This window comes from Shewanella inventionis (genome assembly GCF_014641855.1).
GTDB classification, from domain to species: Bacteria; Pseudomonadota; Gammaproteobacteria; order Enterobacterales; family Shewanellaceae; genus Shewanella; species Shewanella inventionis.
Genome location: NZ_BMII01000032.1, coordinates 1 through 26891 on the forward strand (window position 1 = coordinate 1; position 26891 = coordinate 26891).

General features: G+C 42.6%; 22 protein-coding genes. 17 read left to right on the plus strand and 5 right to left on the minus strand.

Features of this window, described 5'->3' with window-relative positions; translation table 11 throughout:
• Window positions 1-169: 169 nt before the first annotated feature.
• Entirely contained in the window at window positions 170-682 is a 513-nt protein-coding gene (locus tag IEW93_RS16950) for a hypothetical protein (protein ID WP_188740464.1), read from the plus strand.
• Between the two features lie 1119 nt (window positions 683-1801).
• Here the strand turns inward: IEW93_RS16950 and IEW93_RS16955 are convergent.
• On the minus strand, window positions 1802-2449 hold the full coding sequence (locus tag IEW93_RS16955) for a HEPN domain-containing protein (RefSeq protein ID WP_188740465.1): 648 nt from the start codon (window positions 2447-2449) through the stop codon (window positions 1802-1804).
• A gap of 500 nt (window positions 2450-2949) precedes the next feature.
• Between IEW93_RS16955 and IEW93_RS16960 the strand changes: the two genes are divergently transcribed.
• The 3 genes from IEW93_RS16960 to IEW93_RS16970 all read left to right on the plus strand — a co-directional run bounded on the left by IEW93_RS16960 (window position 2950) and on the right by IEW93_RS16970 (window position 7493).
• Entirely contained in the window at window positions 2950-3921 is a 972-nt protein-coding gene (locus IEW93_RS16960; RefSeq protein WP_188740466.1) for a DUF4268 domain-containing protein, read from the plus strand.
• A 79-nt stretch (window positions 3922-4000) separates the two neighbouring features.
• Window positions 4001-4582, plus strand: a complete 582-nt coding sequence (locus IEW93_RS16965; protein WP_188740467.1) for a class I SAM-dependent methyltransferase — start codon at window positions 4001-4003, stop codon at window positions 4580-4582.
• Between the two features lie 16 nt (window positions 4583-4598).
• Entirely contained in the window at window positions 4599-7493 is a 2895-nt protein-coding gene (locus IEW93_RS16970) for a DEAD/DEAH box helicase family protein (protein WP_188740468.1), read from the plus strand.
• 73 nt (window positions 7494-7566) lie between these two features.
• Here IEW93_RS16970 and IEW93_RS16975 read toward each other — a convergent pair whose 3' ends face one another.
• The 3 genes from IEW93_RS16975 to IEW93_RS16985 form a co-directional block, all read right to left on the minus strand.
• Window positions 7567-8406, minus strand: a complete 840-nt coding sequence (locus IEW93_RS16975; RefSeq protein WP_188740469.1) for a CLCA_X family protein — start codon at window positions 8404-8406, stop codon at window positions 7567-7569.
• 488 nt (window positions 8407-8894) lie between these two features.
• Window positions 8895-11273 carry a PAS domain-containing protein gene (locus IEW93_RS16980; RefSeq protein ID WP_188740470.1) on the minus strand — a complete coding sequence of 793 codons (2379 nt, stop codon included), beginning with the start codon at window positions 11271-11273 and terminating at the stop codon, window positions 8895-8897.
• A 3-nt stretch (window positions 11274-11276) separates the two neighbouring features.
• The gene (locus tag IEW93_RS16985; protein ID WP_188740471.1) at window positions 11277-11684 is read right to left on the minus strand and encodes a response regulator; all 408 of its coding nucleotides are present in this window, start codon (window positions 11682-11684) and stop codon (window positions 11277-11279) included.
• A 255-nt stretch (window positions 11685-11939) separates the two neighbouring features.
• On the opposite strand from IEW93_RS16985, the gene IEW93_RS16990 reads away from it, so the two are divergent.
• Entirely contained in the window at window positions 11940-12629 is a 690-nt protein-coding gene (locus tag IEW93_RS16990; protein ID WP_188740472.1) for an Hpt domain-containing protein, read from the plus strand.
• An 87-nt stretch (window positions 12630-12716) separates the two neighbouring features.
• Window positions 12717-13535: a RecX family transcriptional regulator gene (locus tag IEW93_RS16995; RefSeq protein ID WP_188740473.1), complete on the plus strand. Its 819-nt coding sequence runs from the start codon at window positions 12717-12719 to the stop codon at window positions 13533-13535.
• Here the strand turns inward: IEW93_RS16995 and IEW93_RS17000 are convergent.
• Window positions 13532-14374, minus strand: coding sequence for a mechanosensitive ion channel family protein (locus IEW93_RS17000; protein WP_188740474.1), 843 nt, complete (start codon window positions 14372-14374; stop codon window positions 13532-13534). The two genes, IEW93_RS16995 and IEW93_RS17000, sit on opposite strands and share 4 nt — an antisense overlap.
• A 364-nt stretch (window positions 14375-14738) precedes the next feature.
• Here IEW93_RS17000 and hyaA point away from each other — a divergent pair, with 364 nt between their 5' ends.
• From hyaA to IEW93_RS17055, 11 genes are all read left to right on the plus strand, one after another.
• Window positions 14739-15875, plus strand: coding sequence for a nickel-dependent hydrogenase small subunit (gene hyaA / locus IEW93_RS17005; RefSeq protein ID WP_188740475.1), 1137 nt, complete (start codon window positions 14739-14741; stop codon window positions 15873-15875).
• Window positions 15876-15877: 2 nt separating this feature from the next.
• Window positions 15878-17581, plus strand: a complete 1704-nt coding sequence (gene hyaB / locus IEW93_RS17010) for a nickel-dependent hydrogenase large subunit (RefSeq protein ID WP_188740476.1) — start codon at window positions 15878-15880, stop codon at window positions 17579-17581.
• 30 nt (window positions 17582-17611) lie between these two features.
• Complete coding sequence (cybH, locus tag IEW93_RS17015; RefSeq protein WP_188740477.1) at window positions 17612-18277, plus strand: Ni/Fe-hydrogenase, b-type cytochrome subunit; 666 nt, start codon at window positions 17612-17614, stop codon at window positions 18275-18277.
• Between the two features lie 5 nt (window positions 18278-18282).
• A complete protein-coding gene (locus IEW93_RS17020) occupies window positions 18283-18837 on the plus strand; it encodes a HyaD/HybD family hydrogenase maturation endopeptidase (RefSeq protein ID WP_188740478.1) in 555 nt (184 codons plus the stop codon).
• On the plus strand, window positions 18824-20719 hold the full coding sequence (locus IEW93_RS17025) for a Kae1-like domain-containing protein (RefSeq protein ID WP_188740479.1): 1896 nt from the start codon (window positions 18824-18826) through the stop codon (window positions 20717-20719). The genes IEW93_RS17020 and IEW93_RS17025 overlap by 14 nt, the downstream gene beginning before the upstream one ends.
• Before the next feature lie 40 nt (window positions 20720-20759).
• A complete protein-coding gene (gene hypF, locus IEW93_RS17030; protein WP_188740480.1) occupies window positions 20760-23237 on the plus strand; it encodes a carbamoyltransferase HypF in 2478 nt (825 codons plus the stop codon).
• Window positions 23238-23377: 140 nt separating this feature from the next.
• Entirely contained in the window at window positions 23378-24112 is a 735-nt protein-coding gene (hypB, locus tag IEW93_RS17035) for a hydrogenase nickel incorporation protein HypB (RefSeq protein ID WP_188740481.1), read from the plus strand.
• A 2-nt stretch (window positions 24113-24114) separates the two neighbouring features.
• Window positions 24115-24354 carry a HypC/HybG/HupF family hydrogenase formation chaperone gene (locus IEW93_RS17040; RefSeq protein ID WP_188740482.1) on the plus strand — a complete coding sequence of 80 codons (240 nt, stop codon included), beginning with the start codon at window positions 24115-24117 and terminating at the stop codon, window positions 24352-24354.
• The gene (hypD, locus tag IEW93_RS17045) at window positions 24354-25481 is read left to right on the plus strand and encodes a hydrogenase formation protein HypD (protein WP_188740483.1); all 1128 of its coding nucleotides are present in this window, start codon (window positions 24354-24356) and stop codon (window positions 25479-25481) included. Before IEW93_RS17040 ends, hypD begins: the two co-directional genes overlap by 1 nt.
• On the plus strand, window positions 25471-26478 hold the full coding sequence (gene hypE, locus IEW93_RS17050; protein WP_188740484.1) for a hydrogenase expression/formation protein HypE: 1008 nt from the start codon (window positions 25471-25473) through the stop codon (window positions 26476-26478). Before hypD ends, hypE begins: the two co-directional genes overlap by 11 nt.
• Window positions 26478-26822: a hydrogenase maturation nickel metallochaperone HypA/HybF gene (locus IEW93_RS17055; RefSeq protein WP_188740485.1), complete on the plus strand. Its 345-nt coding sequence runs from the start codon at window positions 26478-26480 to the stop codon at window positions 26820-26822. The genes hypE and IEW93_RS17055 overlap by 1 nt, the downstream gene beginning before the upstream one ends.
• Window positions 26823-26891 lie beyond the last annotated feature (69 nt).

Here is a 26891-nt window from a genome sequence, read left to right on the forward strand (position 1 = left end):
TGAGTTCTATTCGCTCCCTCAAGAAAGTGTGCTACGGCCAATAATCGCAAACGCATTCGGGCATCTGCTGTTTGCTTGGATAGCCTGATTAATTCGAAACTGGTGTGTTGTTTCATTGCTAAAAAAGATGAGTAACGGATATAGCAATTAGATCACATTTTTTCGCGGAATGGTATTACCTAAACAGCCCGACACCTGGCGCGCACTCAGTGCATTGGCAACAAGACTGCTTGATCCCATAGTTGACCAATTTGGACCGATAACATTAACCTACGGATTTTGCTCACCAGAACTGGCAAGGCTAATTGCTAAAAACCCCAACCCACACATCGCCCCGCAGCTTGACCAACATTGTGCCCACGAACTGAACAACAAACAGGCACTTATTTGCACACGACTTGGCGCCGCATGTGACTTTATTCTGCCCGCCATTGCCCAACAACCGCAATTGAAAACACATGCCATTACTATGCAACACGTAGCACTGTGGATATGCGAAAACCTAAAGTTTGATCGCCTGTACTACTACGGCAAACACCGCCCACTCCACCTAAGTTTTGGTCCACAACAAAACCAGTTTTTACAAACCATGAAAACCAACCCAGACACCGGCCACCGAGTCCCCTCAAAAAAAGGCCGCGGCCCAAGCGCAATCAGCGTCATAAAACAAGTAGATTATTAACAGAAAAATCAACACCTGGATCCCCAATACAAGCACTTGAGGATGACGGCATAGGGCAAAAGCAATCACACCCTCTCTGAAATTCCTGCAATGCGGCCGACTTCACCCAGCAACGCCCCAACTCTGTCATTCCTGCAATGCTTTTGAGCAGGAATCTAGGTGTTCGCTCTTGGCTGTTAAACAAAAACCCACAAACCCAATCAACACCTGGATCCCCAATACAAGCATTTGAGGATGACGGCATAGGGCGAAGAAAATGCATAAGTGATGACGGTATGTGCCAACCCGCGCTGTCATTCCTGCAACGCCGTCAACTACATCCAACCCAACGCTGTCTTTCCTGAAATGCCCTCAATTCCGTCATTCCTGCAATGCCCTTAATTCCGTTATTCCTGCAATGCTTTTGAGCAGGAATCCAGGTGTTCGTTCTTGGCTGTTAAACAAAAACCCACAAACCAAAGCAACACCTGGCTCCCCAATACAAGCACTTGGGGATGACGGCATAAGGCAACACCTGGATCCCCAATACAAGCACTTGAGGATGACGGCATAGGGCGAAGAAAATGCATAAGTGATGAAGGCATGAGCCAACCTGCTCAGTCATTCCTGCAACGCCGTCAACTACATCCAACCCAACGCTGTCTTTCCTGAAATGCCTTCAATTCCGTCATTCCTGCAATGCCCTTAATTCCGTCATTCCTGCAATGCTTTTGAGCAGGAATCCAGGTGTTCGCTCTTGGCTGTTAAACAAAAGCTCAAATACCCAATCAACACCTGGATCCCCAATACAATCACTTGGGGATGACCGCATAAATCAAATGCAACGCCACCTGCTCCGTCATTCCTGCAATGCTGTTGAGCAGGAATCCAGGTGTTCGCTCTTGGCTGTTAAACAAAAGCTCAAATACCCAATCAACACCTGGATCCCCAATACAATCACTTGGGGATGACCGAATAAATCAAAAGCAACGCCACCTGCTCCGTCATTCCTGCAATGCCCTTAATTCCGTCATTCGTGCAACGACCTCAATTCTGTCATTCCTGCAATGCTTTTGAGCAGGAATCCAGGTGTTCGCTCTTCTGCCGTTAAACAACAGCAAAGCTCACTTTACTAAAGCGTTAAATCGGCACCACGGGGTAATTGGCATCACCCCACAACTCTTTTGGGTGATCCATCATTATCGTGATAATTATCGGTACCAACTGAGATAAAAACATCACGCCGTCTCTAATTTGGTCGCGATTAGCCGAACTTTGCCAGGTTGCACCGCCGTGCACGAGTTGATTTCTTAAGGTGTATAAGCGCTGTAAAATAATTGAGGCTAGTGCATCAGTCGACTTGTTAGCCAGTGCATGATTTGCCGCCACTTTAGCTTTAGTAAACCGGGTTTGCCATTCCACCTCAGTGATTTTACCGTTATGAAAATCCCAAAAAGGTTGAAACACAAATTTATTGGCTAACAACACCCTAATGCTGGATGAAAACTCACTCCAAAGCAGATTATAAATCTGGTTGTGAGTATCAAGATTGACTAATTTATTGATAAACTTAGAAAACGCTTCAGACTCTGTATGCCTTAATACTTCTGTGTCTTGTGCATAAGCGGCATTAAACGCGATCCAAAGAAATATAAACTGGCTGTCTTTGTCTTCACATTTTTCAGACTTATCTAACCAACTTAACGCCCGGTGCACCCTTAACGCCAAACCTTCACAAAACTCACCACGAACCTGCCGCTGTTGTTGTTTTAATGTGTGATACTTCATTCCAATATCCTTATCCGAAATCATATACTGCATAAATAGCAAAAAACCAAATAGGCTTATAAGCAACATTACAGCATCTTAACAATTAAGCTATCAATTTTTATCTTGTATCACCCTGTTAATTATACAAAATAACCGTTATCGTTAAGACATCACAAAATGAGTAAATCGCGTTATTCATTAAAACAAGCCTTAGTTTTATCGGCTACATAATGCTGTTAAACCAAACACGTTTAATATTGCGAAACAACCGCTTACACTGGCCATCGAGTTAACCACAAAAGGCTATGTCCGACTTTAATCAGCGTCATAGAACAAGTTGTTTATTCACAAATTAATACAGAAGTATGTATTAGGTATTTCTTGATTATTGCTAACTATGAAAAACAAGGCTAATCACATCAAAAATATTGTTAAAAAACATATACATTTTCGACTTTTATGAGTATAAACATCCTTGTTGTTTTACTAGTTAACAGCATTTTAATAAAGGAATATTTATGATGTTTGGTTCATTAAAAAAAGTCCCCCTTCGCAATGTATGGTCACATGAAGCGCTAGACTTTACACCTTGGCTTGCAGCAAATATCGATTCATTAGGCCAAGCATTAGGTCTAGAATTGGAGCTTATAAAGGAAGAAGCATGTGTTGGAGATTTTTCGCTGGATTTGCTAGCAAAAGATCTAAGTACATCAAAAGTTGCGATTATTGAAAACCAACTGACACAAACAAACCATGACCATTTAGGAAAATTGTTAACATATGCAGCAGGTTTTGATGCTTCATTTGTTATCTGGGTTGCTGAATATATCCGAGAAGAACATCGCCAAGCCCTAGAATGGTTGAATAATAGAACCGATACAGAAACACAGTTCTTTGCTGTGGTGGTTGAGGTTTTAAAAATTGATGACTCAAAACCTGCTTATAATTTCAAACCGATTGTTTTCCCAAATGAATGGCATAAAAGTAGAACAAAGCGCTCAGCCTCAAATCAAGCTAGTCCTAAAGGTGAAAAATATCGTAATTATTTTCAATCTTTAATTGATGAATTGCGTGAAAAATATCATTTTACTTCAGCTCGAGCTGGTCAACCGCAAAATTGGTATGCATTTTCTTCCGGTATCAGCGGTTCATCATTTGGTGCTAATTTTTGCCAAGGCAGTAAAGTAAGGACTGAATTGTATATTGATAGAGGTGATGCAGATCAGAATATGCAGTTGCTTCAATATTTGGAAAAAAACAAAACAACTATTGAAAATGAATTCGGTTGTGCTCTTTCATGGGAAAGTATCGAAGGAAAAAGAGCAACAAGAGTAGCGATTTATAAAGATGGTTCAATTGAAAAGAGTTCAGCTGCTGAACTAGAACTAATCACCCAATGGCATATAAAAAATCTATTAAAATTCAAGTCTGTCTTTACTAAACATTTAAAGACATTTGATCATCTGAATATTAATACGTTGATAGACTAATTACCTTTTTGCGATATCATAACAATATGAGTTTTCGAGCGCATTGAAAGACTTAAAACAACAAATCATAGGCTTAGTTATGTCTACCATCGAATTCTACGATACAAATTCACAGTTTTTTTTTGACTCTACTGTTAATGCTGACGTGAGCGAACTTTACCACCCTTTTATCCAACACCTACCGTTGGGAGCGCGTATATTAGATGCTGGTTGCGGGTCTGGGCGCGACAGTAAAGCATTTATTGAAATGGGATTTAAAGTCACCGCCATTGATGCCAGTCGCGAACTCGCTAAAGCTGCAGCTGAGTTAATTGGTCAACCCGTTTTGGTATGTCGTTTTGATGAAATAGACAAAACTGAGCAATTTGATGGTATCTGGGCTTGTGCCTCTTTACTTCATGTAGAGGCAAACACCCTGCCCGCTACTTTTTTACATTTAGCCAGTACCTTAGTAGCAAACGGCGTATTTTATTGTTCTTTCAAGTATGGCGATCAAGAGCGAGTCCATAATGGTCGTTTCTTTGCTGATGCTAATGAAACACTGTTACTGCAATGGATTGAACATACAGGTTTATCGATAAAACAAACATGGATAACAACAGATGTTCGCCCTGGTCGTGAAAATGAAAAATGGCTAAATGCCATTCTTATTAAAGCTTAATAAACAGAGATAATATATGAAGTTAGCAGAAGGACCTGTATTAACCAGCGGTGGTATGGATGACCCGCTTTTACCTAAGTTATTAAAAGCGATTAATCGCGCGACCTCAATTGAAATATCTGTTTCATTTATCCAGCAATCAGGGCTAAATCTACTATTTGACAGCCTATGCGATGCGTTAGAACGTAATGCCTCTATTGCTATTATCACCTCAGATTATCTGCATATCACAGATCCCGTTGCACTACGTCATTTAATGATTTTGCAATCTCGTGGAGCGCAAACCAAGATATTTACTTGCCAAGCCCAACAAAGTTTTCACATGAAAACCTATATTTTTGTGAAACAAGAGTTGGATTCAACACAAACTGGCAGTGCATATATTGGTTCTAATAACATTAGTAAGACTGCATTAACCTATGCCTTTGAATGGTGCTTACGCCATGATTTGGTCGAAAATCAGCACCCAAATGAATTCGATTACATTCGTGAGCAGTTTTCAGCGATATTTAATCATCCTCAGGCTATTGATTTAAATATTCAATTCATCAACGATTATGCAGAGCAACGAAAAAAGGTAAAACCGCCTTTAGTGATTGTTAATGAAGTTGAACCTGAAGATATCGCCCCTAACTTTGCCCAACAAGAAGCCTTAAATGCATTAACACAAACACGTGTAGAGCAACTATCTAAGGGCCTAGTTGTTTTAGCAACAGGTATGGGCAAAACATGGTTAGCCGCATTTGATGTACAACAATTTAATGCCAAAAAAGTGCTCTTTGTAGCACATCGAGAAGAGATTTTATTGCAAGCTGAACGCACCTTTAAGTCGTTACTACCTATGCTTGTCAGTGGCCATTTTAATGCCAGCTCAAAGGTTCTGGATGCAGATGTTGTGTTTGCCTCAATACAAACTTTAGGCAAACAAAAATACTTAAACGAGGTCAAACCTGACTATTTTGATTATGTGATTGTCGATGAGTTTCACCATGCTGGAGCCTCTAGCTATCAGGCTTTATTGAACCATTTTACGCCCAAATTTTTACTTGGCTTGACCGCCACACCAGAGCGGACCGATCAAGCTGATATTTTATCCCTGTGCGATAACAATTTGGTGTACGAAAAGAACATCGTTGACGGTATTGAGTTAGGCATTTTGGTGCCATTTCGTTACCAAGGCATTAATGACGAAACCGTAGATTATCGTGATTTACCATGGCGAAATGGTAAGTTTGATCCTAAAGCGCTTGAATTCAAATTTGCCACACAAAAACGGGCAAAACACATTTTTGGTCATTGGCAATCATATAAACAACAACGCACCTTGGCATTTTGTGTGTCTAAAGCACATGCAGACTTCATGGCTACATGGTTTAAGACTCAAGGCATAAACGCAGTGTCTGTTCACAGTGACTCTCAAGTAAAACGTGGTGAGGCACTGAGTCTATTAGCCATGGGCAAAATTGAAGTTATTTTTTCGGTCGATTTATTCAATGAAGGTACGGATTTACCCTCAATTGACACGATTTTGATCTTGCGCCCTACTGAGTCAAAAATCTTATTTTTACAGCAGTTAGGCCGAGGTCTACGCACGTCACCCGACACTAATAAAACCTATGTATCAGTCATCGACTTCATTGGAAATCATATTAGCTTTTTAAATCGTCCAATGGCATTACTGCAAACAAGCGATGCCAAAAAGACATTAAAAGAGCTCGACGCGCCAAAGCTTCATCCAGACTGTGTTATTAACATCGATCCACAATTAATCGACTTTTGGCGACAACTGAAACTCGATTACACCAAAGCAGATGAACAATATCGATTACTCAGAGATAATTTAGGGCATAGACCAACAGCAACTGAGTTTTTTAGAAGTGATTATGCTTGGAATAAAATAACCAAGCAGTTTGGTAGCTGGTTTGAACTTGTGTTAAGCCAAGAACAAGATGAAAGCGAAAATAAGCAAATAGCTAACCTAGCACCTTATCTGTCATTTCTCAGTCAAGGCATAGAAAAAGCATCAATGAGCAAGTGTTTTAAAGCCATCTTACTAGAAGCATTTATAGAATTAGATGGTTTAAATCAGCCACCCACAATTGAAGCTGTCTGTGTTAAAAGTTGGCACATATTTAAGCGTTATCCCAAGCTATGGGTTCAAGATGTTAAAGCCGACTTGCAAACCATCGATGCAAACTCACCTAAATGGAAAACCTATTGGCTGAACAATCCAATTACGTTTTTATGCAAACAAGATAAGGCCGACCCACAGCCGTGGTTTGTTGTAAAAAATGGCCAATTACAAGCCAATATTGAAATAAATAGCTCAGATATCTCTCTGTTATCAATGGCAATCAGAGAACTAACTGAATTACTGTTAGCGCGTTACAGCGAGCGTCAAAAGTCCAAAAATCTTGCTATTAACAATGAACAAGACAATGTGGTTTCATTCACTAAAACAGCTAATACCAAAGACTCTGTTCAACTTAATTTTTACCCAGATTTAAAAATTGCCTGTGGCCATTTTAAAACGGGTACTGATGATAATCATGAGTTACTCAAACTAAGCAACACATACAGTAAACTTGATCCCACGATTTACTTTATAGCCCCAGCAAGCGGTAACTCGATGAATGGTGGCAAGAATCCCATTCACGATGGTGATTTATTATTACTTGAACGTGTTACCGCCATTAATGCAGGTTCAATAACAGGTAAAATCATGGCAATCGAAATACAGGATGACGCTGGCGACAATCAGTATTTACTGCGAAAAGTGAGTAAATTACCAAATGGTCAATATCAGCTTAATGCACATAATCTTGATTATGCGCCCATGATTGCCAATGAAAGCATGGTTACGTTTGCACGATTAAAGCAGGTATTAAGTGCTGACGATATTGTTAGATAACAAAAGATGATTAAAGAGGTTATTAAACATGTGTACGCCATGCGATAGGCAGTTATTTAATATAAAAAAATGCCTATCCATTCTCTTGCTTATCAAATGCCACTCCGAGCGGTTCAAAATATTCCATTAAGGCTGTGTAAATTTCACGACAATGCTCGGCGTCAGGATGTGCGCCTAGCTTTGATAGTGGTGAGTTTATAGTACTGTTTACCAGGTAAGGATTGCTGATTTGTGCGTATTGATGTGAATACATTTCAATGCAGGATTCAAAAGCGCGCGCCATCATTTCGGTGGGTTTAGCAAAATAATGACAGCGTTGTGATTTGTCTAATGCGATTGAGCGGCGTACATAATCGTGGGGTTCTTGGCCGTTGGCGCTTAACAAGGTAACTTTAAACACATTAGCCAATTGCTGATTAAGCGGGTGATTTACTATGGCTTTGTCTGCCAGCCAGTTGTCGCTGGCACAGGCTAAAGCACTTTGGTATGGGTCTAGCAGGTTGTGGCTCGTGAACATTTTACTGGCGATGTAGTGGTCGAATGCATGCCAAAACTCGTGGGCTAATGCCCCTGCTCCGGCATTTTTGGCTAACGCCAACTCTCGATGCATTGGTGCATAATGTGCTTGTACGCCTTTTTGCCCGCCTGAGCCAAAGGCAAATTTTAGGCTACCACGTAAGCCTATTAATGCAGGTGGAACCCGTAAAATATTGGCAAGATCGGCCAGTGAGTCAAAAATTAAGTTTGCGGCTAATGCCGACTCGGTTTTATTAACCCATTTACCCACACGAATGTGGCGTAAGGCAAAGGTGTGTTTGATGTCTAAAAAGCTCACCGAGCAGCCATTACGATAGTCTGGGCCGATACGCTCAAAGTAGCGCTGGTGATTTAATAACGAATGATGTGACGCCAAACAGTACCTCTGATCTACAAACTGAACTGACACTCTTTTAACGAGGTAGTTTACAACTTTAGTGCTTTTGAACGTAGCGAAATAAATGGATATGCCAATGAATTAGCCGTAAACACAGCCTGACCACCAGCATATTTATGCAGCCTTATGCTCTTTTATGCAAAGAAGAAAGGTATTACCCTCGGTAATTTTTTAACCCCTACGCGCAAAAGTGAATAAATAGTCAAAAAAAGCATTTTGTTTATTAAGTATTCAATGAGGTTGCCATTGATTTACCGCAAAAGGTGTTAATTACAGAAGATGCACACAATAAAGTGTTTGTTGTATAACAATCCGCAGTTTCTTAAACAACGCCATCACATTACAGGCTGTAATGTGCTTGAATTGTTGAGCAAAGCAGCCACAACACCCAATAAGTAATCACTCATCTATGCACTGGCCAATAAAAATCCCAGTGACAGGTTTGCGTTACTGGGATTATGTAGACTTTATTTCATTATGGGTAAGCGTACATAAAACCGGGCGCCTGAGCCGGGTTCAGATTGATACCCTATGCTGCCGTTCATCGCTTGTATGAGCTCTTTACACAGTGCTAACCCTAACCCTGTGCCGCCTTTTGCTTTTGAGCTACTGGCGTCAGCTTGAGAAAAACGTTCAAATATTTTGCCTTTAAAATCGTCAGGTATGCCACTGCCTTGATCTTGTACTGCAATTTCAATTTGTTCGTCCATCAGCGTAGCAGACAAGGTTACGCTTTCGCCTTGCGGTGAAAACTTAACCGCATTAGACAAAAAGTTGGTCAAAATTTGCAGCAATCTGTGTTCGTCGACAAACAATAACAGCTCATCCATTGGCTGATTAACTTGTAAGGTTAAGCTTATGTGGTGTAAATCGGCATAGGGTTGATGATCTTTTAAGGCGCGTTGAAGTAGCGGCATAATGTGAGATGGCTTCATTTCAAATGACATTTTGCCTGCTGCAAGTTTTTCAATATCGAGTAAATCGTTAATTAACCGACTCAGTTGTTGACAGTTACTGCTGGCGATGTCGATGAGTTTTTGGGCTTTTTCAGGCAATGCGGCTAACTTGCCAGACTGCAATAGGGTTAACGATCCAAAAATTGAGGTTAACGGGGTACGTAACTCATGACTGACGGTAGAAATAAAATCATCTTTTATTTTTTGTAATTTCATCCTGTCGGTAATGTCTTGTACCGAGCCAATCATAATTAACTCTGGGTTTTTGTCTTCAGACACGAGTTGGCCTAGTTCATGTACCCAACGTACCTCGCCGTTAGGGCGTATAATGCGATGGACGACATTGTGAATACCGGTGACTCTTGCTTGATCTTCGCTTTTTTCAACTTTTGCCACATCGTCGGGATGTATTGCGCGTTTAAATAAGCTGACACTTGGGCTAAAGTCTTGCTCATTTAAACCAAAAATTTGGTAAATGATTGGCGACCACCATAATGTGCCCTGTTTGAGCGACGCTTGCCAATAGCCGATTTGCGCCTGTTCGCTGGCTAGGTCGAGGCTTTGCTGTGCAATGCCAAGCTGTATATTTAGCTCTTCTAGTTTGAGGTAATGCTCTTTGGTTTGAGTAATATCTTGTATGTAACCATGCCACAAGGTGCTACCGTCTGGCATTCTTTCTGGTGTGGCACTGCCTGATAACCACTTTAGCGCATTGTCGTTACTGTGTACTCTGTACTCCAACTCCCAAACACTAAGGTTCTGGCTAGACAGCTCAATACTGTGAGCGATTGCTTCTAGGTCTTCTAAATAAATTCTGTTAAATGCTGTTGATGCGTCTAGGCGCACTTCTTCTGGCGTGACACCATAGATGGCCTCAATACCTGAGCTTGCAAATGGAAATGCTGAGCGACCATCTGGCCAAGACTGAAATTGATACACCACCCCAGGCAGCTCTTGTGTCAGTTTGTAGAGTTGATCTCGGCTTTGCTTTAAGGCTAACTCGTTCACTTTTTGTGTTGTGATATCGGCGTGGGTACCGCAAATCATTAGCGGCTTACCATCTTTGCTGTAGCTGACAACTTTGCCGCGAGCCCTCACCCACACATAATGGCCGTGTTTGTGTTTCATGCGGCATTCGATGTCATAAAAAGTAGTTGAGCCGCTAAAATGATCCTGTAATGATTGCTCAGACAGGGTTAAATCGTCGGGATGCACCTTGGTTAACCAGGTGTCTAGAGATATCGGGGTTAGCTCTTCAAGTTGGTAACCAATAATTTCGGCCCAACGTTCATTTAATACGGTTTCACCTGTTTGTACATTCCATTGCCATGTGCCTATTTGAGTGCCTTCGAGCACTAGCCGGTACATTTTGTCGCTTTCAAGTAGCTCCGAATGAGCCTGTTCTTGTAACCTGTCTACGATTTCTTGCTCAATACTCTTGGCAAACTGCTCTGCGATTTGGCGTTCTTTGTCGGTAAATTGGCGTGGTTTGCTGTCGATAAAGCAAAGCGTACCAATGTTTGCCCCATTAATTGACAAGGGCACACCGGCATAAAAGCGAATAAAGGGGGCATCAAGAACCAGCGGATTATCTGTAAATCTGTTGTCGACTACGGCGTCGGGTATTTCAAAAATCTCGTCACCTAAAATGGTATGGCCACAAAAAGAAATATCTCGGTGAGTTTCGCATGCATCAAGACCTTGCCTTGATTTAAACCATTGTCTATCGCTGTCGATTAATGACACTAGAACAATCTCAGTGCCTAAACAAAGCTGGGCTAAATGGGTTAAACGGTCAAAGCGCGGCTCTGGCTCGGTATCTAACAGGCCTGTGTTGAACAATGCGCTCAGTCGTTGTTGCTCTGTTTTGGGTTTAACAGGCTTTTGCATTAGTTACTCCGAAGAATGATTGTCTGCTGCGGTAATAAACGTTTGGTAGATGGTCGCTAATTGATTACCAAGGCTCATAGGATCAAATGGCTTTTCAATAACAGCGACGGCGCCCGCATCGAGATATTCTTGCTGTTCTGATTGTTGTATACGTGCGGTCATAAACACAACTGGGATCTGTTGATAAGATGACTTTTTACGTAATTCAATCAGCGTTTGTAAACCGTCCATACCTGGCATCATGGCGTCGAGCAAGATCAAGTTAGGCGTATATTGTTCTACCTGGTTAATTGCATCTTGCCCGCTTGCACAAGACACCAGGGTATAACCTGAAATATCCACTAACGCCATATCAACAATAACTCGTATCGATTCATCGTCTTCTATGTGTAAAATTTTCTCTAACGGCATGTTAACTCCAATTAGTTGAGGCCCTGAGCGACATCTAAAAATGACAACATTACACTCACAAAAGCATAACAGACCTTAATATTGTATTATTATTGCTAATGTAGCAAACTAAGCTATTGAAAAAATGGATTGAATAAAAAGATTGAATCATTCATTTAATATGAATAATTTGGCTTATGTACCTATGTTGCACAACAGACGGTGTGGACAAAGCAATTACCCACCGTTGTTATTAATGCACAAAGAGGCGCTGTTATGAATGCAGATAAAAAGCACGTTAACCCGCCCAAGGTTGACAGCGCTTGTGCACAAAGCTCAGATGATAATGGTTCAACAAATACCAGCATGACGCTAGACTCTTTGCTAAAGCCCTTTGCTGGTAATGTGCAATTTTATCGGCGTTTGCTCACGATTTTTCAAGCTAATCTTACCGAGCAGCTACTCACCATTGATACGTTGATGTCACTAGGCGACAGTAAGGCGCTTTTGGTTACTGTGCATACGCTTAAAGGCACCTCAGGTACGGCGGGGTTTGCTAGTCTTCATCACGCCTTGTATGACTTTGAGCTTGCATTAAAGCAGCTTAGTGACTATGACAGCCTTAATGCTCCGCACATTGTCAATTTAGCCAAACACGTCGCCGCTGTCGCGCATACTGAACTTAATGACATTAACGCATTATTGGCCACCAGTAATGAACAAACCGCTACTCACACATCATCGGCATCAACGTTAGGCATTCAGCCCTTACTCAAAACGCTGAAACAACAGTTAATTGATAATAATCTTGATGCCATTGAGCTTTGCCAACAATTACAAGCCAATACCGCTAATAATAGTGCCATTAAGCCTGAGTTATCCGCCCTTATTGACGCTGTTGAGCAATTAGACTTTAGCCAGGCATTACATATTTTAGCGACGATAGATCTCGCGGATTATGATTAGCCGTGTTGTTTTATGGTGAGGCTTTAAAATAAGCCAGTCCAGTTTCTGCTAGATTATTTTTTATTTACTATTAAAGATCAGTCCATTATGCCACGTACTACACTTCGTCAAGCTCAAACTATTGAACATGTATTGAGTCATGCTTATTGGCACCTTGGCCAGCAAGATTATACCGTGAATGAAATGCAGCAAAAATTGGCGCGCAAAACAGATAATCCACAATGGATTGCCACCGTGATTGCGAGATTGATTGACGCTGGATATTTAAAAAATGATGCTGATTTTACAAAGCGCTATTGTGAGTTAGCCTTTAGCCATGACATTGGCCCAGGCGCGATTAAACGTAAGCTGCAACAACGCGGTATTGCGATGGCAGATATTGAAAGCGCCATCGAGCACGTTATGCATGCACTACAGGTTGATCCGTTAACAATGGCGAGCACAAGACTACAAAATAAATTTGAACAGTTTACCGGCACCAGTAAAGAAAAAGTTTATGCTCACATGACCACCAAAGGCTTTACTCACGCTGAGATAGACCACGCGATATCTCAGCACCCTGAGCGCGATTCACTTCGTTCTACCTTAGCCATTAAAGCAGACAAAGCGGATTTGCGTCAGGAGATCATTAAGCTGTTCAATAAAGGCAAAGGTAAAACCCTCATTTTGCAAGAACTCAAGCAACGCTTAATTGATGTAACCGACTTTGAAGACACGGTTTATCAACTAAGCCTGGCTGATGACATCGATTTTTATCAAAGCTGTAAAAACCAGTTAGCAAAAAAGCGTTATGATTTAACCGATTATAAGGATAAGTCTAAAGCCTATGCGTATTTGTCTCGCAAAGGCTTTAGCAGTGATGAAATTAAACACGCAATGTCGCTTGATGACGATGAACGAGATTAAGCCTGCTTAAAGCGTTGTTCAAACGCCTCCATAAAATCTTGTCTTATTTTGTGTTCTAATGCGATCGCCCGCTCTGTAGGGCAAAAAATCATAATGTTGACGTTTTGTTCACCCGTTGCGCCGCTGCTGATATGAATGTGCGGCTCGCTACCCGGCAAATCAACACCTGCATGTTTTTCAATCACGCTGTTATAGCGTTTAGCGACCTCGATAAAATCTTCGCAATAAGATTCAATTTTGTTTGTGAGCTCAGGCAATAATGGATACAAATTCACAAATTGCGCTACGGTAATGGTCATGTGGTGGTACACATACCGTTTCATAAAGTTATGGTTTTTTACGGCATAAGTAAAAAACATGCTGTTAGGTAATGTGGCTGTTTTACCGGTGAAATGGTACTGACCATTGACCAGATCGATTTCTTGGATCACGGTTGCCATTAAGTTGTGTTCAATTACCTGGCCGTAAATATTGCCCACTTCTATCCAGTCTCCAATCACAAACGAGCGCGAACTCGCCCGCTGTATCGAGCCGGTAAAACATAAAATAATTTCTTTAGAGGCAACAACAAAGGCAATAGCTATTGCGGTTACCGACAAGGCAAATTTACTGACTTCGGTTTGCCAAAGCATAAATAACATTGTGATTGTTAATAGAAAAATGCCATTTTTGCTGCGTGAAATCCATTTACGCTGCCTGTCGGTTAAAAAAGACACATTGCCACGAATAATAGCGACTAGCCATTGCTTGAACAGTGATATCAATACAATTAACAGTGCGGTTAATAATAATTTGTTTTCGAGAAGAAAATCGGTGACTAACGTTAATGTTTCTACCAAACCTGCTACCTATTTTTATTTGTTTTTTTAGTGATTAGACACTAGCCGACACTTTATGGCGATTGGGGGCAGAAAACAAGGTTATACCGGTAATAGGTTTCAATTCCACTATGTGTTCACCCACCACCCATAACTCGATGTGGGTAGACAGGATCTCGCGATGGAAACTGAGACATTTTGTCTATTGTCATTTTTGTTAACTTGATCAACATCATGTATTTGACCAAATTACCGCACTTAGAGTAAGGGGAAGTATGATAATTTGATTTACATCAAAGTGGATAATTAACCGAGTTTTAATATTGATACTGATGGAATGCAACTATTTATTAGCACCACGCTAAATTAAGCAGAAGGTATCAACATGGACACACATGCAGCCCTTTATAAGCAAGGCCAAGAGCGTCTTGATTATTTACGCCAATTTGCCCAGCGTCAGCCCAAGTCATTACAACAAAAAATGGCCGACATAGGCATATCTCGTCGAGACTTCATTAAATGGACCGCATCGGTCACCGCAATGTTTGCTCTACCCTTACCCTTTAGTAATTTGGTCGCCGAAGCGGCTGAGTTAGCTGATAGGGTGCCGTTAATTTGGCTGCACATGGCCGAATGTACAGGGTGTTCTGAGTCGCTCATTCGGACTGATTCGCCCAATTTAGACAGTCTTATTTTCGACCATATCTCGCTTGAATATCACGAAACCTTAATGGCGGCTTCGGGATGGCAAGCAGAAGAAAACCTAGAGCATGCCTTAGAAACCTACAAAGGCCGTTATTTACTGGCGGTTGAAGGTGCAGTGCCTACGGCCAATAACGGCGCGTTTTTAACCGTGGGTTGTAAAGGTCACACTGGGCTGCACATAGTTAAAGAGGCTGCGGCCAATGCTGCGGCGATTGTGTCTGTCGGTACCTGTGCAGCCTTTGGTGGTGTACAAGCGGCGGCGCCAAACCCAACCGGTGCTAAAGGCGTGCACGAAGTGGTGAATAAAACCGTTATCAATTTAGGCGGTTGTCCACCGAGTGAAAAGAACATTGTTGGCACGTTAATGTACTTCATTATGTTCGGCAAATTACCTGCGCTTGACATGTTTAACCGACCCAAATGGGCTTATGGCGCACGGGTACATGATAACTGTGAACGCCGCGGCCGTTTTGATGCAGGTGAGTTTGTTGAAGAGTTTGGCGATGAAGGCGCTAAAGAAGGTTACTGCTTATACAAAGTGGGTTGTAAAGGCCCTTATACCTACAACAACTGCCCAACAGAACGCTTTAACCACCACACCAGTTGGCCTGTGTTAGCCGGTCATGGCTGTATGGGCTGCTCTGAACCGAATTTTTGGGATGACATGGCGGATTTTGAAAAACCGTTAGGACGTCAACTTTTACATGGCATTGATGCCACCGCTGACACAATTGGAGCGGTAATTTTAGGTGCGACCGTTGTTGGTATTGGCGCCCATGCTGTTGCTAGCGTATTTGCTAAGCCTTTGGAGGAATAATCATGAGTAAACGTGTCGTAATCGACCCTATCACCCGTATCGAAGGCCATTTACGCGTAGAGGTAGAAGTTGATGACAATAATGTCATTACTAAAGCCTGGTCATCATCTACCTTGTGGCGTGGCATTGAAGTGATTTTAAAGGGCCGTACTCCAATGGATGTGGGCTTAATTGTGCAGCGTATTTGTGGTGTTTGTACTTATTCCCACTATCGCTGCGGTACTGAAGCGGTTGAAGATGCATTAGGGGTAAAAATTCCGCTCAATGCAAAGTATTTACGTAGTTTGATGCAGTCGTCGTTATACATGCACGACCATATTGTGCATTTTTATCACTTACACGGTTTAGATTGGGTTGATGTGGTCTCGGCATTAAGCGCCGACCCAGCTTTAGCAGCCAAAGTGGCCATGCAATATTCTGATGCGCCCATCGCTGCAGGTGAAGGTGAATTAAAAGCAGTACAAGCACGAGTAAAAGGGTTGGTTGAAACTGGCAAGCTTGGCCCCTTTGCTAATGCGTACTGGGGCAATGGTACTTATCGCTTTAGCCCTGAACAAAACCTTATTGCGTTATCGCACTACTTAAAAGCGTTAGAAGTTCAGCGTGTGGCAGCCGAAATGCTTGCCATTTTTGGCGGTAAATCACCTCACCCACAATCGATTGTGGTGGGTGGTGTTACCTCTGTACGCGACATGCTAAGCCCTGCACGTTTACAAGAGTGGAAACAAAAACACGCTATTGTACAAGACTTTATTGAGCGTGCTTATCAAGCTGATATTGTTATGGCAGCAGAGGCTTTTGGCACTGAGGCCAGTGTGCTTGGCGGCGTTAATGTAAACAGTTTCTTGTGTGGCGATGATTTTATTATGGCCGACGGCGAATACTTGTTTAACCAGGGGGTGATCATTAAAGGCGATTTAGCCAATGTAATGGATATTAATCCTGATTTAATCCGCGAAGATGTTACCCACGCCTGGTACAAAGCCGATGGTCCACAGCACCCTTATGAAGGCACAACGGTGCCAGATTACACAGGGTTTGTTGAACGCGACACAGTGTATGGCAAATTGCCCACGTTAGATGGCGATGGTAAATACTCATGGGTGAAATCACCGCGCTATCAAGATGAGCCCGTTGAGGTAGGCCCACTCGCCTGCTTATTAGTCAACTACGCCCGTGGTAATCAAACCGTGGTTAATGCCGTTGATGGTCTGTTGGCTCGCACTGGTTTACCTATCGATGCGCTATTTACCACCTTAGGTAGAACCGCTGCTCGTATGTTGCAAACCGTGCTCGTGGGCCAGGCCAGTTTAGCCACGTTTGATGCGCTATTAACCAATATGCAGTCAGACGAATCAACCTATGTAAAACCTGAAATTGACCCTAATAAAGTTTATGAAGGTTACTCCATGATTGAGGCGCCACGCGGCATGTTAAGCCATTGGATCCGCATTAAAGATGCCAAGGTAGAAAACTATCAAGCTGTGGTGCCCACCACCTGGAATGCTGGGCCTGTAGATGCTAATGGCAAAATGGGGCCATATGAAGCATCACTTATTGGCTTAAAACTTGAAGATCCAACTAAGCCATTGGAGGTCATTCGTATTATCCATTCGTTTGATCCTTGTATGGCGTGTTCTGTCCATGTGATGGATTACAACAAGCAAACGCTTGGCCAATTTAAAATTGATCCTAACGGATTTTAATTAGGCTGTTGGATTAGGAGGGATAAAAGTATGGAACATATCGCAACCCACCACAGGAAGCTGATATTTACTCCGGCCATTCGCATATTTCACTGGCTGAGGGCCTTGGCCATTTTGGTGTTGGTGATCACGGGATTTTATCTCTCGTGGCCATTTTTAGTGGCACCAGAAAGCTCTGATGTACTGGTGCAAGGCTGGATCCGCTTTGCACATATCGTGTTTGGCTTTTTACTCACAAGTATCACCCTAGTGCGGTTTTATTTGTATTTTTTTAGCCGCAATAACATTGAGCGAAAATCGTTTAAGGATGTACTGAGTATTAACAGCTGGATTGTTCAGCTTAAATCTTACATTTGGATGGGGCATTTGCATAAAGCTGGGGTTTACGGCCCATTGCAATTTGTCACCTATGTAGCGATTTCGTTTGTGGCATTAATCATTTGTGTAACTGGTTTGGTGCTGTATGCCAATGTGTATCACTTGGGTGTAGGTGGTTTACTCGCAGACGTATCGGCCTGGTTAACAGCCTGGTGTGGCGGATTAGCTAACTTACGGATTATTCATCACTATTTAACATGGGCATTTATCATCTTTGTGGTGATCCATGTGTATATGGCGGTGTGGTCTGGTATTCGCTTTAAACATAACTCTGTCGACTCTATCGTGTCAGGTTACGACTACCATAAGGATCACTAATAAGCGTGAAAAAAATATTGCTGTTAGGTATAGGCAATGTATTGTACGCCGACGAAGGTGTCGGCGTACATTTTGTCAATTATATCAAAGATAAATATCAATTTAACCACGCACATGATCAACTGGATATTATTGATGGCGGCACCTTAGCCCAGGGGCTTATTCCCATCATTTGTCAGTATGATCATTTAATTGTGGTTGATACCGTAAACAGTGTGGGCGTCGGCCCAGGCGAAGTGTATTTTTTTGATTTTGACCACGCCCCAGCTGAAATTGACTGGCAAGGCAGTGCCCACGAAGTCGAAATGCTGCAAACCCTCAACATGATGGACATCGTTGGCGATAGACCGCATACCTTTGTGTTAGGTGTAACCCCAACCGTTATTGAACCCATGGTTTTAGGCTTAACTAATCACCTGCTTGATGCAATACCCACAATGGAAAAGGCACTGCTTAGGCATATGTCATCCATTGGTTTTACCTATGACTGCGTGGCAGATATTGCCATTAGTCATGTGATCCCTGATGCCTATAAGCGAGGTTGCTATGTCGATGCATAACATTCGATTTGATTTTGTTTGCCAGCGCCCGGTGCCATTGTACGAGCATTTATGTAATCACTATTTAACACGTACGGCGTTAGCCATTAGTATTGGTTGTGAGCCACAAGAAATAGATGGGGCCGTCTGTTATTTTATTGAGGCTTATGCTCAACAAGCACAGCTTGAGTCGTTAGCCGATGACATTGCCAGTGACTTTTTGCTGTCGGTTTGGCTGCAAAAAACTGAAATTAAACGCATTGAATCTAAAACAGGTAAAAACACACCGTTTGCGGTTATTAAGCACCAAGGCCTACCCTTGTATTTTTGTCAGCATTGTCAGCCGCAATTTGGCGACAATCAACACCCCAACTTTGGTGACATCAACTTAGCTTGTGAACACTGTAAAGGCCATTTCAAATTAAGCCGTGAGCAAAAATCGTTAACTCGGCTAGACATTGCAGCAATGGCAGGTCAATTACTCAGTGAACAAACCCTTGCTTTACCTATGCTTGGGATCGCCCTGGCAATATCGCCAATCACGGCAAATAACACGGCAAATAGTACATATCAAAGACCACGGATATTAGTGTGTAATCCTAACTCGCTAAACAGCCAATTTTGTGTAAATGACAATCAGGTATTGGCGTTGTCGAGCATAGAAAAGCCCATTTTAAGGGTAAGGCCAAGTAGCGATCACCCAAGCCTTCATGCCCCTTTGTATGATATTCAATTTGCAGAAAATCGCTTACTGGTAATATTAACTGAAATGCTTCGCCAAAAAGGCGTGCATTGGGTGTATGTTTATCAAGATGAAGTAGATAAAGCCAAAATGGATCCGCCTTTGTACCTGGCCAGTATTGCCAAGGGCTGGTTGCCGATAACCAGTTATGCTGACGGCCATATCCCGTTGCCAACAAACCTAACCTGTTTACACGATGAAAGCAGTTATAAAACAGATACCCACAAATATGTGGTAAAAAGCCATCACAACGAATTGGCATGGCATGTTATATCGCTTTGTACGGCTCAACATCAGGCGGCTACTTACACAATAAACCAAAGTGTAACCTCTGCTGATGGTGCCAATATTAACAAAAGCCTGCGAGCCTTATCTGCTGGCCATTTACGCCATAATAACAACGAGCATTATGGTAAACCCCAGTTTGTAAAACATGCTGCGGTGCTGTATTTCAGTCAACATCACCCATGCCAAATTGTGACCATGGATGATAACAGCCAAGCTGAGCTATTTTTTGAACTGCCTGAGCTTCCTCATAATGGATATGAGTTGTGTCACGCCCTACAGGACTCGGCGCAAAAAAGTTTATTCGACAAATTTAAACAACTGCATCCCAAAGAGTACAACCAGTTACTGGATTTACACTTTAGTGCAAACGATGGCCGGCTCAACCAGTTAATGGCCGCTTGTGCCGTCGTGATTGGCGCTGGGCAAAGCCACAAACGAGACAATAAACAGATCAGTGTCATGGCTTTAGCAGACAGATTTATCTCGTTAGCCATGTCTTACCAGGGTAATAGCGCACCGCGGATTGACTTTCCGTTAACAAAAGGGATGGCACACAGAAGCCTAAATTGGTGTAAAACCCTTGGGGCGTTAATGAGTTTTAAACTGGCTGGCGATGCCAATTTGGCAAAACTTGCGTTTGCGTTTCATGACTCGTTTGCCGATTATTTAAGCCATTGGATTGAGCATGTAGATCAAAATATTGGCATTAAACAACTGGTGCTTGCAGGCAGTGATTTTGCAAACCCAGTATTGACCGAACGCATTCAACTTCGCCTAGGTAAAAATTATCCGCTGGTGGTTAACCCTTTACTCGATCTTGATGGCGTTAATATCGCAATTGGTGGGCTATATCTCAAACAGCGCCGTGGATAAACGTTAAAATAGCACTGTCTAATTTAACGGCAGATTGAGTATGGCATCAGTACAACAAGTGATTATTGTAGTAAAAGGAATTGTACAAGGGGTTGGGTTTCGCCCCTTTGTATATCGCTTAGCTAAACAACTTAATATACTTGGCACTGTGCTCAATAATCACCATGGTGTAACCATCGAACTCCAGGGTGAGTCAAATGTTATCAGCCAATTTATTAATACATTAACCACATCGCCGCCCCCATTGGCCAGAATAGACAGTATTGATAAAACCTACATTGAACCATTATCTCCTTTTAACGCGTTTACCATTATTGAAAGCCAGGCTGTTGATGGCGAGCATGCAAATGTAGCCGTTTCTGCAGACAAAAGTGTCTGTGAGGATTGTATTAACGAGATAAACGATCCGTTTAATCGCCATTATTTATACCCCTTTACAAATTGCACTAATTGCGGCCCACGTTACAGCATTATTAAGGCCTTGCCATACGACCGCTGCAATACTGCTATGGCCGATTTTGTTATGTGTAACCAATGCCACAATGCATACACAGATCCACTCAACCGCCGCTATCATGCACAGCCAGTTAGTTGCCCAACGTGCGGGCCACAATTGCAGTTAACCCTATTAAATGATCGATTTGCACCATTGCTACATAACGACCCTCTCATTGATACCGCTGAACTCATTAAACGTGGCGCCATTGTGGCCATTAAAGGTTTAGGTGGGTTTCATCTTGTGTGTGATGCCGCTAACGACACCGCCGTAAACCAATTACGCTTGCGTAAGCAGCGCCCAGCAAAACCTCTGGCAATTATGGTAAAAGACTTGGCCCAAGCAAAGCTGTGCGTTACGGGTAATGACACAGAATGGCAGGTATTAACTAGCGCAGAGAAGCCCATCACCTTATTAACTAAACAGGTCAACAATCCGCTTAAACTGAGCGAGCAACTTGCCCCTGGAATTGACCGTCTTGGGGTGTTTTTACCCTATACACCATTGCATTACTTATTGATGCAAGCACTCGACAACCCCATAGTGGCAACGAGTGCTAACCGAAGCGGTGAGCCCATTATTGGTAGCAAAGCAGAAATTGAGCGTCATCTTGGGCACGTTGTAGACGCTATTGTTGACCATAACAGGCCCATTATTAATGCTTGTGATGACAGTGTAGTGCAAGTGATCAACCATCAATTACAAGTGATCCGTCTGGCCCGTGGCTATGCGCCATTGACCATAAACCGTCAGGTAGCGACAACCGCTGAGAATGAAAACCAAGCTGCAATTCATGAGTCACTTGGCTGCAATATTTTAGCGGTAGGGGCACAACAAAAAAATGCTGTCGCATTCGGTTTTGACCATTGCATGATGTTATCGCCGCACATTGGTGATTTGTTTAGTCTTGAGGCACAAACGTATTTTCACCAAAGCTTAGCCACATTTAACCGCTTGTATGACTTTACTCCCAGCCATATCGTACATGACAAGCATCCACAATATGCACCAAGCCAATGGGTATGTAATTACCAACAGCAACATGCATTACCCGCAGCGCATTGCATTGGCGTACAGCATCATTATGCACATGTGTTGTCTGTAATGGCGGTCAATCAACACACGGATAGTGTATTGGGGATAAGCTTTGATGGCACAGGCCTTGGTGACGATGGCGTGTTATGGGGCAGCGAAGTGATGCTTGCCGATATTCATGGGTATCGTACCCTCGCCCATTTTAGTGAGTTTTCACTTATCGGTGGTGAGCAGGCCATTAAGCAACCTGTGCGTATTTTATTAGCTCTGCTGTTTGAGCATTTATCCGTTGAGCACATCCTTACATTACCGATAAACGCCATTCAACACTTAGGTGAGAATACCGTAAGAAACTTATACACATTGTGGCGTAATAACCGTCACTGTATTCCATGTCGCTCTGTTGGTCGTTTATTTGATGCTTTGGCGGTGGGTCTTAATTTACTTGAACAAAATCAATATGAAGGCCAGGCCGGAATGATGATAGAAACGGCTGCTAATCTCTATCTTAAGCGTAAAACTCACCCAAATACTGGCCACGAAATAAATAACAATGGCGCACAAACCATAACTTTACAGCGCAAAACCACAGCGCAGAGTGGATCTTCAACAATAACATGGAACAGCAGCGCCTTGATCACCGAGCTAGTAACTGCAGCGCATCACACAAACAACCCGCTCGCTGTATCAACACCTGAAAATGTGCATATTCAACAAGCGTGCTGGCATTTTATGGCGCAAATTGCTGAGCAAATCGATGTGATATCGAGAGATTATCGCCATATTCCCATGGTTTTTTGCGGTGGCGTATTTCAAAACAAAACCTTATTAAACCATTGCTTAACAAACGCTCAGCTTAACCAGCATCCGGTATTAGCAAGTCAATATGTACCCATTAATGACGGCGGTATTGCACTTGGCCAGTTATGGTATGGATTACAAAGATTTATACCAAAAACATCACAGACTACCCCTGTAACGACTTAGCGCTTGTGGGGCCGATCACATTTTTACACTAGATGCTGCATAAGGACGCGTTGTTTTGATTAAAAGCTGATATACGTCAAAGAATCCATGTGTAAGTTATCTGACACTAGAAATAAGAAAAGTCAGGTTAGGGAAATATTATGTGCAAAGATTGCGGCTGCTCTATCACACAGGATCATACGGGTCATCATCATGGCGACCATCTCCACAGCAATCCTCAATTAAACGACAAAAAAACCTTAGCGGTTATTCATAAAATTTTGGATAAAAACGATGTTGAGGCCCAGCATAACCGAGATCATTTTGCCTCTCACCATGTGACAGCGTTTAATTTAATGAGCAGCCCTGGCAGTGGCAAAACCACGCTTCTTGAATGCTTACAAGAGTACCTTGAGCAAAAATATGCGGTGATCGAAGGTGATTTAGAAACCTCACGCGATGCCGACCGTCTGCTAGCTAAAGGGATTAATGCATATCAAATACAAACTGGCTCAGCCTGTCACCTCGATGCCTTTATGGTGCATGGCGCATTGCATCATATGGATTTAAATCCCATCGACATTTGCTTTGTAGAGAACGTTGGCAATTTGGTTTGCCCTGCCAGTTACGATGTGGGTACCCACAAAAATATTGTATTGCTGTCGGTCCCAGAAGGCGATGACAAAATTGAAAAGTATCCGGTGATGTTTCGCCGTGCTGATGTGGTGGTAATTACTAAATCGGACCTTCTGCCTTACTTTGATTTTGATATTGAACAGGCAAAACAGCAACTGCACAAACTTAACCCGAACGTTGAACTTTTTGTGTTATCTGTGAAAAATTCTGATTCAATGAATGCCTTTGCGCAATGGATCAGCGCCAATCTGGAGCGATAATCATGTGTTTATCAGTACCCTCTAAAATTGTTGAAATACATGATGATGCAAGTGTAACTGTTGACACATTAGGCGTTAAGCGCCGTGTAAGTAGTCATTTAATGACCGAGCCATTAAGCCCAGGTGACTATGTATTAATACATATTGGTTTTGTAATGAATAAAATCGATGAGAAAGATGCCCAGCAAAGTCTCGATTTATACCAAGAGATTGTTGAAAAAATGCAACTGGAGTCTGAGTAATGATTACCCTTAATGATTTCTATCAAGGGTTTCGAGATCCAAAAACCATTGCACATTTAGCGGCACTCATACGTGAGCAAGCAGCACAGACAACAGCGCAAATTAATATAATGGAAGTGTGCGGCGGCCATACTCACACCATTATGAAATACGGGTTATTGCAACTGCTGCCAAATAACATTCGGTTTATTCACGGGCCAGGCTGCCCTGTTTGCGTGATGCCAAAAGAGCGCATTGACCATGCTGCAGTGCTAGCCAGCCAAGAAAATGTCATTTTAGTGACCTTAGGCGATATGATCCGTGTGCCCGGCTCAATGGGCAGTTTGGCGCAATTTCGTTCTCAAGGCTGCGATATCCGCCCTCTTTACGATCCACTCGATGCATTAACCATTGCCCGTGATAACCCAGATAAAACAGTAATATTTTTTGCCATCGGCTTTGAAACCTCAACCCCAATGACAGCAGCATTACTGGCACAGGCAGAAGCGCAAAATATCGCTAATTTGTTGTTTCATATTAATCATGTGCTTGTACCACCTGCAATTGATGCGGTAATGGCAGACAGTCGTGCTCAGGTTAATGCTTTTATTGGCCCAGCCCATGTAAGCGTAATTAGTGGCGCCAAAATTTATCAGCCAGCTGTCGACACCTACAACACGCCTGTGGTGGTGTCTGGCTTTGAGCCTGTTGACGTGATGGAGTCGATTTTACGCATTGTTAAACAAAAAGTGGTACATGAAGCAAAACTCGATATTCAGTACAGCCGCTCTGTGACCTATGAAGGTAATGTCGCTGCACAGCAACTGGTGAACAAATACTTTATGGTGCGAGACAGTTTTCGTTGGCGCGGACTTGGTCCCATTGCGCGCTCAGCACTAGCCTTAAAGCCCGAATATCAACACCGAGACGCCGAACGTATCTTCGTTAAGGTGCTGCCAACAGCCGAAATCGATGACCATAAAGCCTGCCAGTGTGGCGACATTTTACGTGGATTAGCTAATCCTAAAGACTGCAAGGTATTTGGTCGTGGCTGTACCCCACAAACGCCATTAGGCAGCTGTATGGTGAGCTCAGAAGGGGCTTGTAACGCTTATTATCGCTATGGAGAGGTGCAAAATGGCAACTAAAAAAACAGTTCAACTGAGCCATGGTGGTGGTGGCAAAGAAATGAATCAGTTAATTACTGAGATGTTTTTTAAGGCGTTTAATAACCCTATTTTAGCCTCACAAGAAGATGCCGCCAAATTAAACATGTGTGGCCATATTGCCTTTACCACTGACTCTTTTACCGTTTCACCACTTTTTTTTGCTGGTGGCGATATTGGCAAATTAGCCGTCGCAGGTACTGTCAATGATCTTGCCATGATGGCAGCACAACCAGAATATTTAAGTTGCAGCTTTATTATTGAAGAAGGTTTTGCGCTTGATGACTTAAACACCATAGTGAACAGCATGGCTGAAGAGTTACATAAATCTGGCGCCAGAATTGTCTGCGGAGACACAAAAGTAGTGCCTAAAGGCTGTGCCGATGGGCTATTTATTAATACCTCTGGTGTTGGGCGCATTTTAAACCCCGATATTTCAGTACGTAACCTACAGTTAGGCGATGCGATTATTGTCTCTAGAGACATAGGCCGTCATGGCGCTGCAATTTTAATGGCTCGTGATGGGTTAACCCTTGAGTCATCGCTATACAGTGATTGCGATACGCTGTGGCCTATTGTTGAGCAATTACTGGCAGCAAACGTCAAAATCCATGCGATGCGCGATGCCACTCGTGGGGGAATATCTGCAGTATTAAATGAATGGGCTGTAGCCTCTAATGTTGGCATTAGTGTAGATGAAACCGCCATCCCAGTATGCGATGAAGTCAAAGGCTTATGCGAATTATTTGGATTTGAGCCTTTTGATTTAGCTAATGAAGGCACCTTTTTAGTATCTGTGCCGCAAGAGATTGCCTTGGGCGTGATTGAAATAATGCAACGTTATGGTCATTGCGAGCACGCAGCGATTATCGGCCATGTCACCGATAAACAAGTAGGCAAAGTGATACTCAACACGCCTTGGGGTAGCAGCCGCTATTTAGATTTACCCCAAGGAGAATTATTACCAAGGATCTGTTAATGCACGAATACTCGATTGTGATGTCATTAATGGAGCAATGTGAAGAACTTGCATTAGCTAACTCAGCAAAATCCATTGATCAGGTTGAGCTTAAAATAGGCATATTAAGTGGTGTAGAGCCAGCATTGTTAGCTCAAGCATTTGACACCTTTAAACTTGAAACACGTTGCCATAACGCAAAACTGGTGATGAACATTCAGCCATTAGTGTTGCAGTGTCGTACCTGTGATAAGCAATCAGAAGTACAAGAGAGAACCATTATTTGCCCGGTTTGTAATAGCCATCATACACAGGTGATAGACGGCGAAGACATGATGTTAATGCAACTGGTATTAGATACTTGAAATTGTTTATTGGCTTATTAACAACACATTACACAACACATTACACAACAAAAAGCGCTACAACAGGTG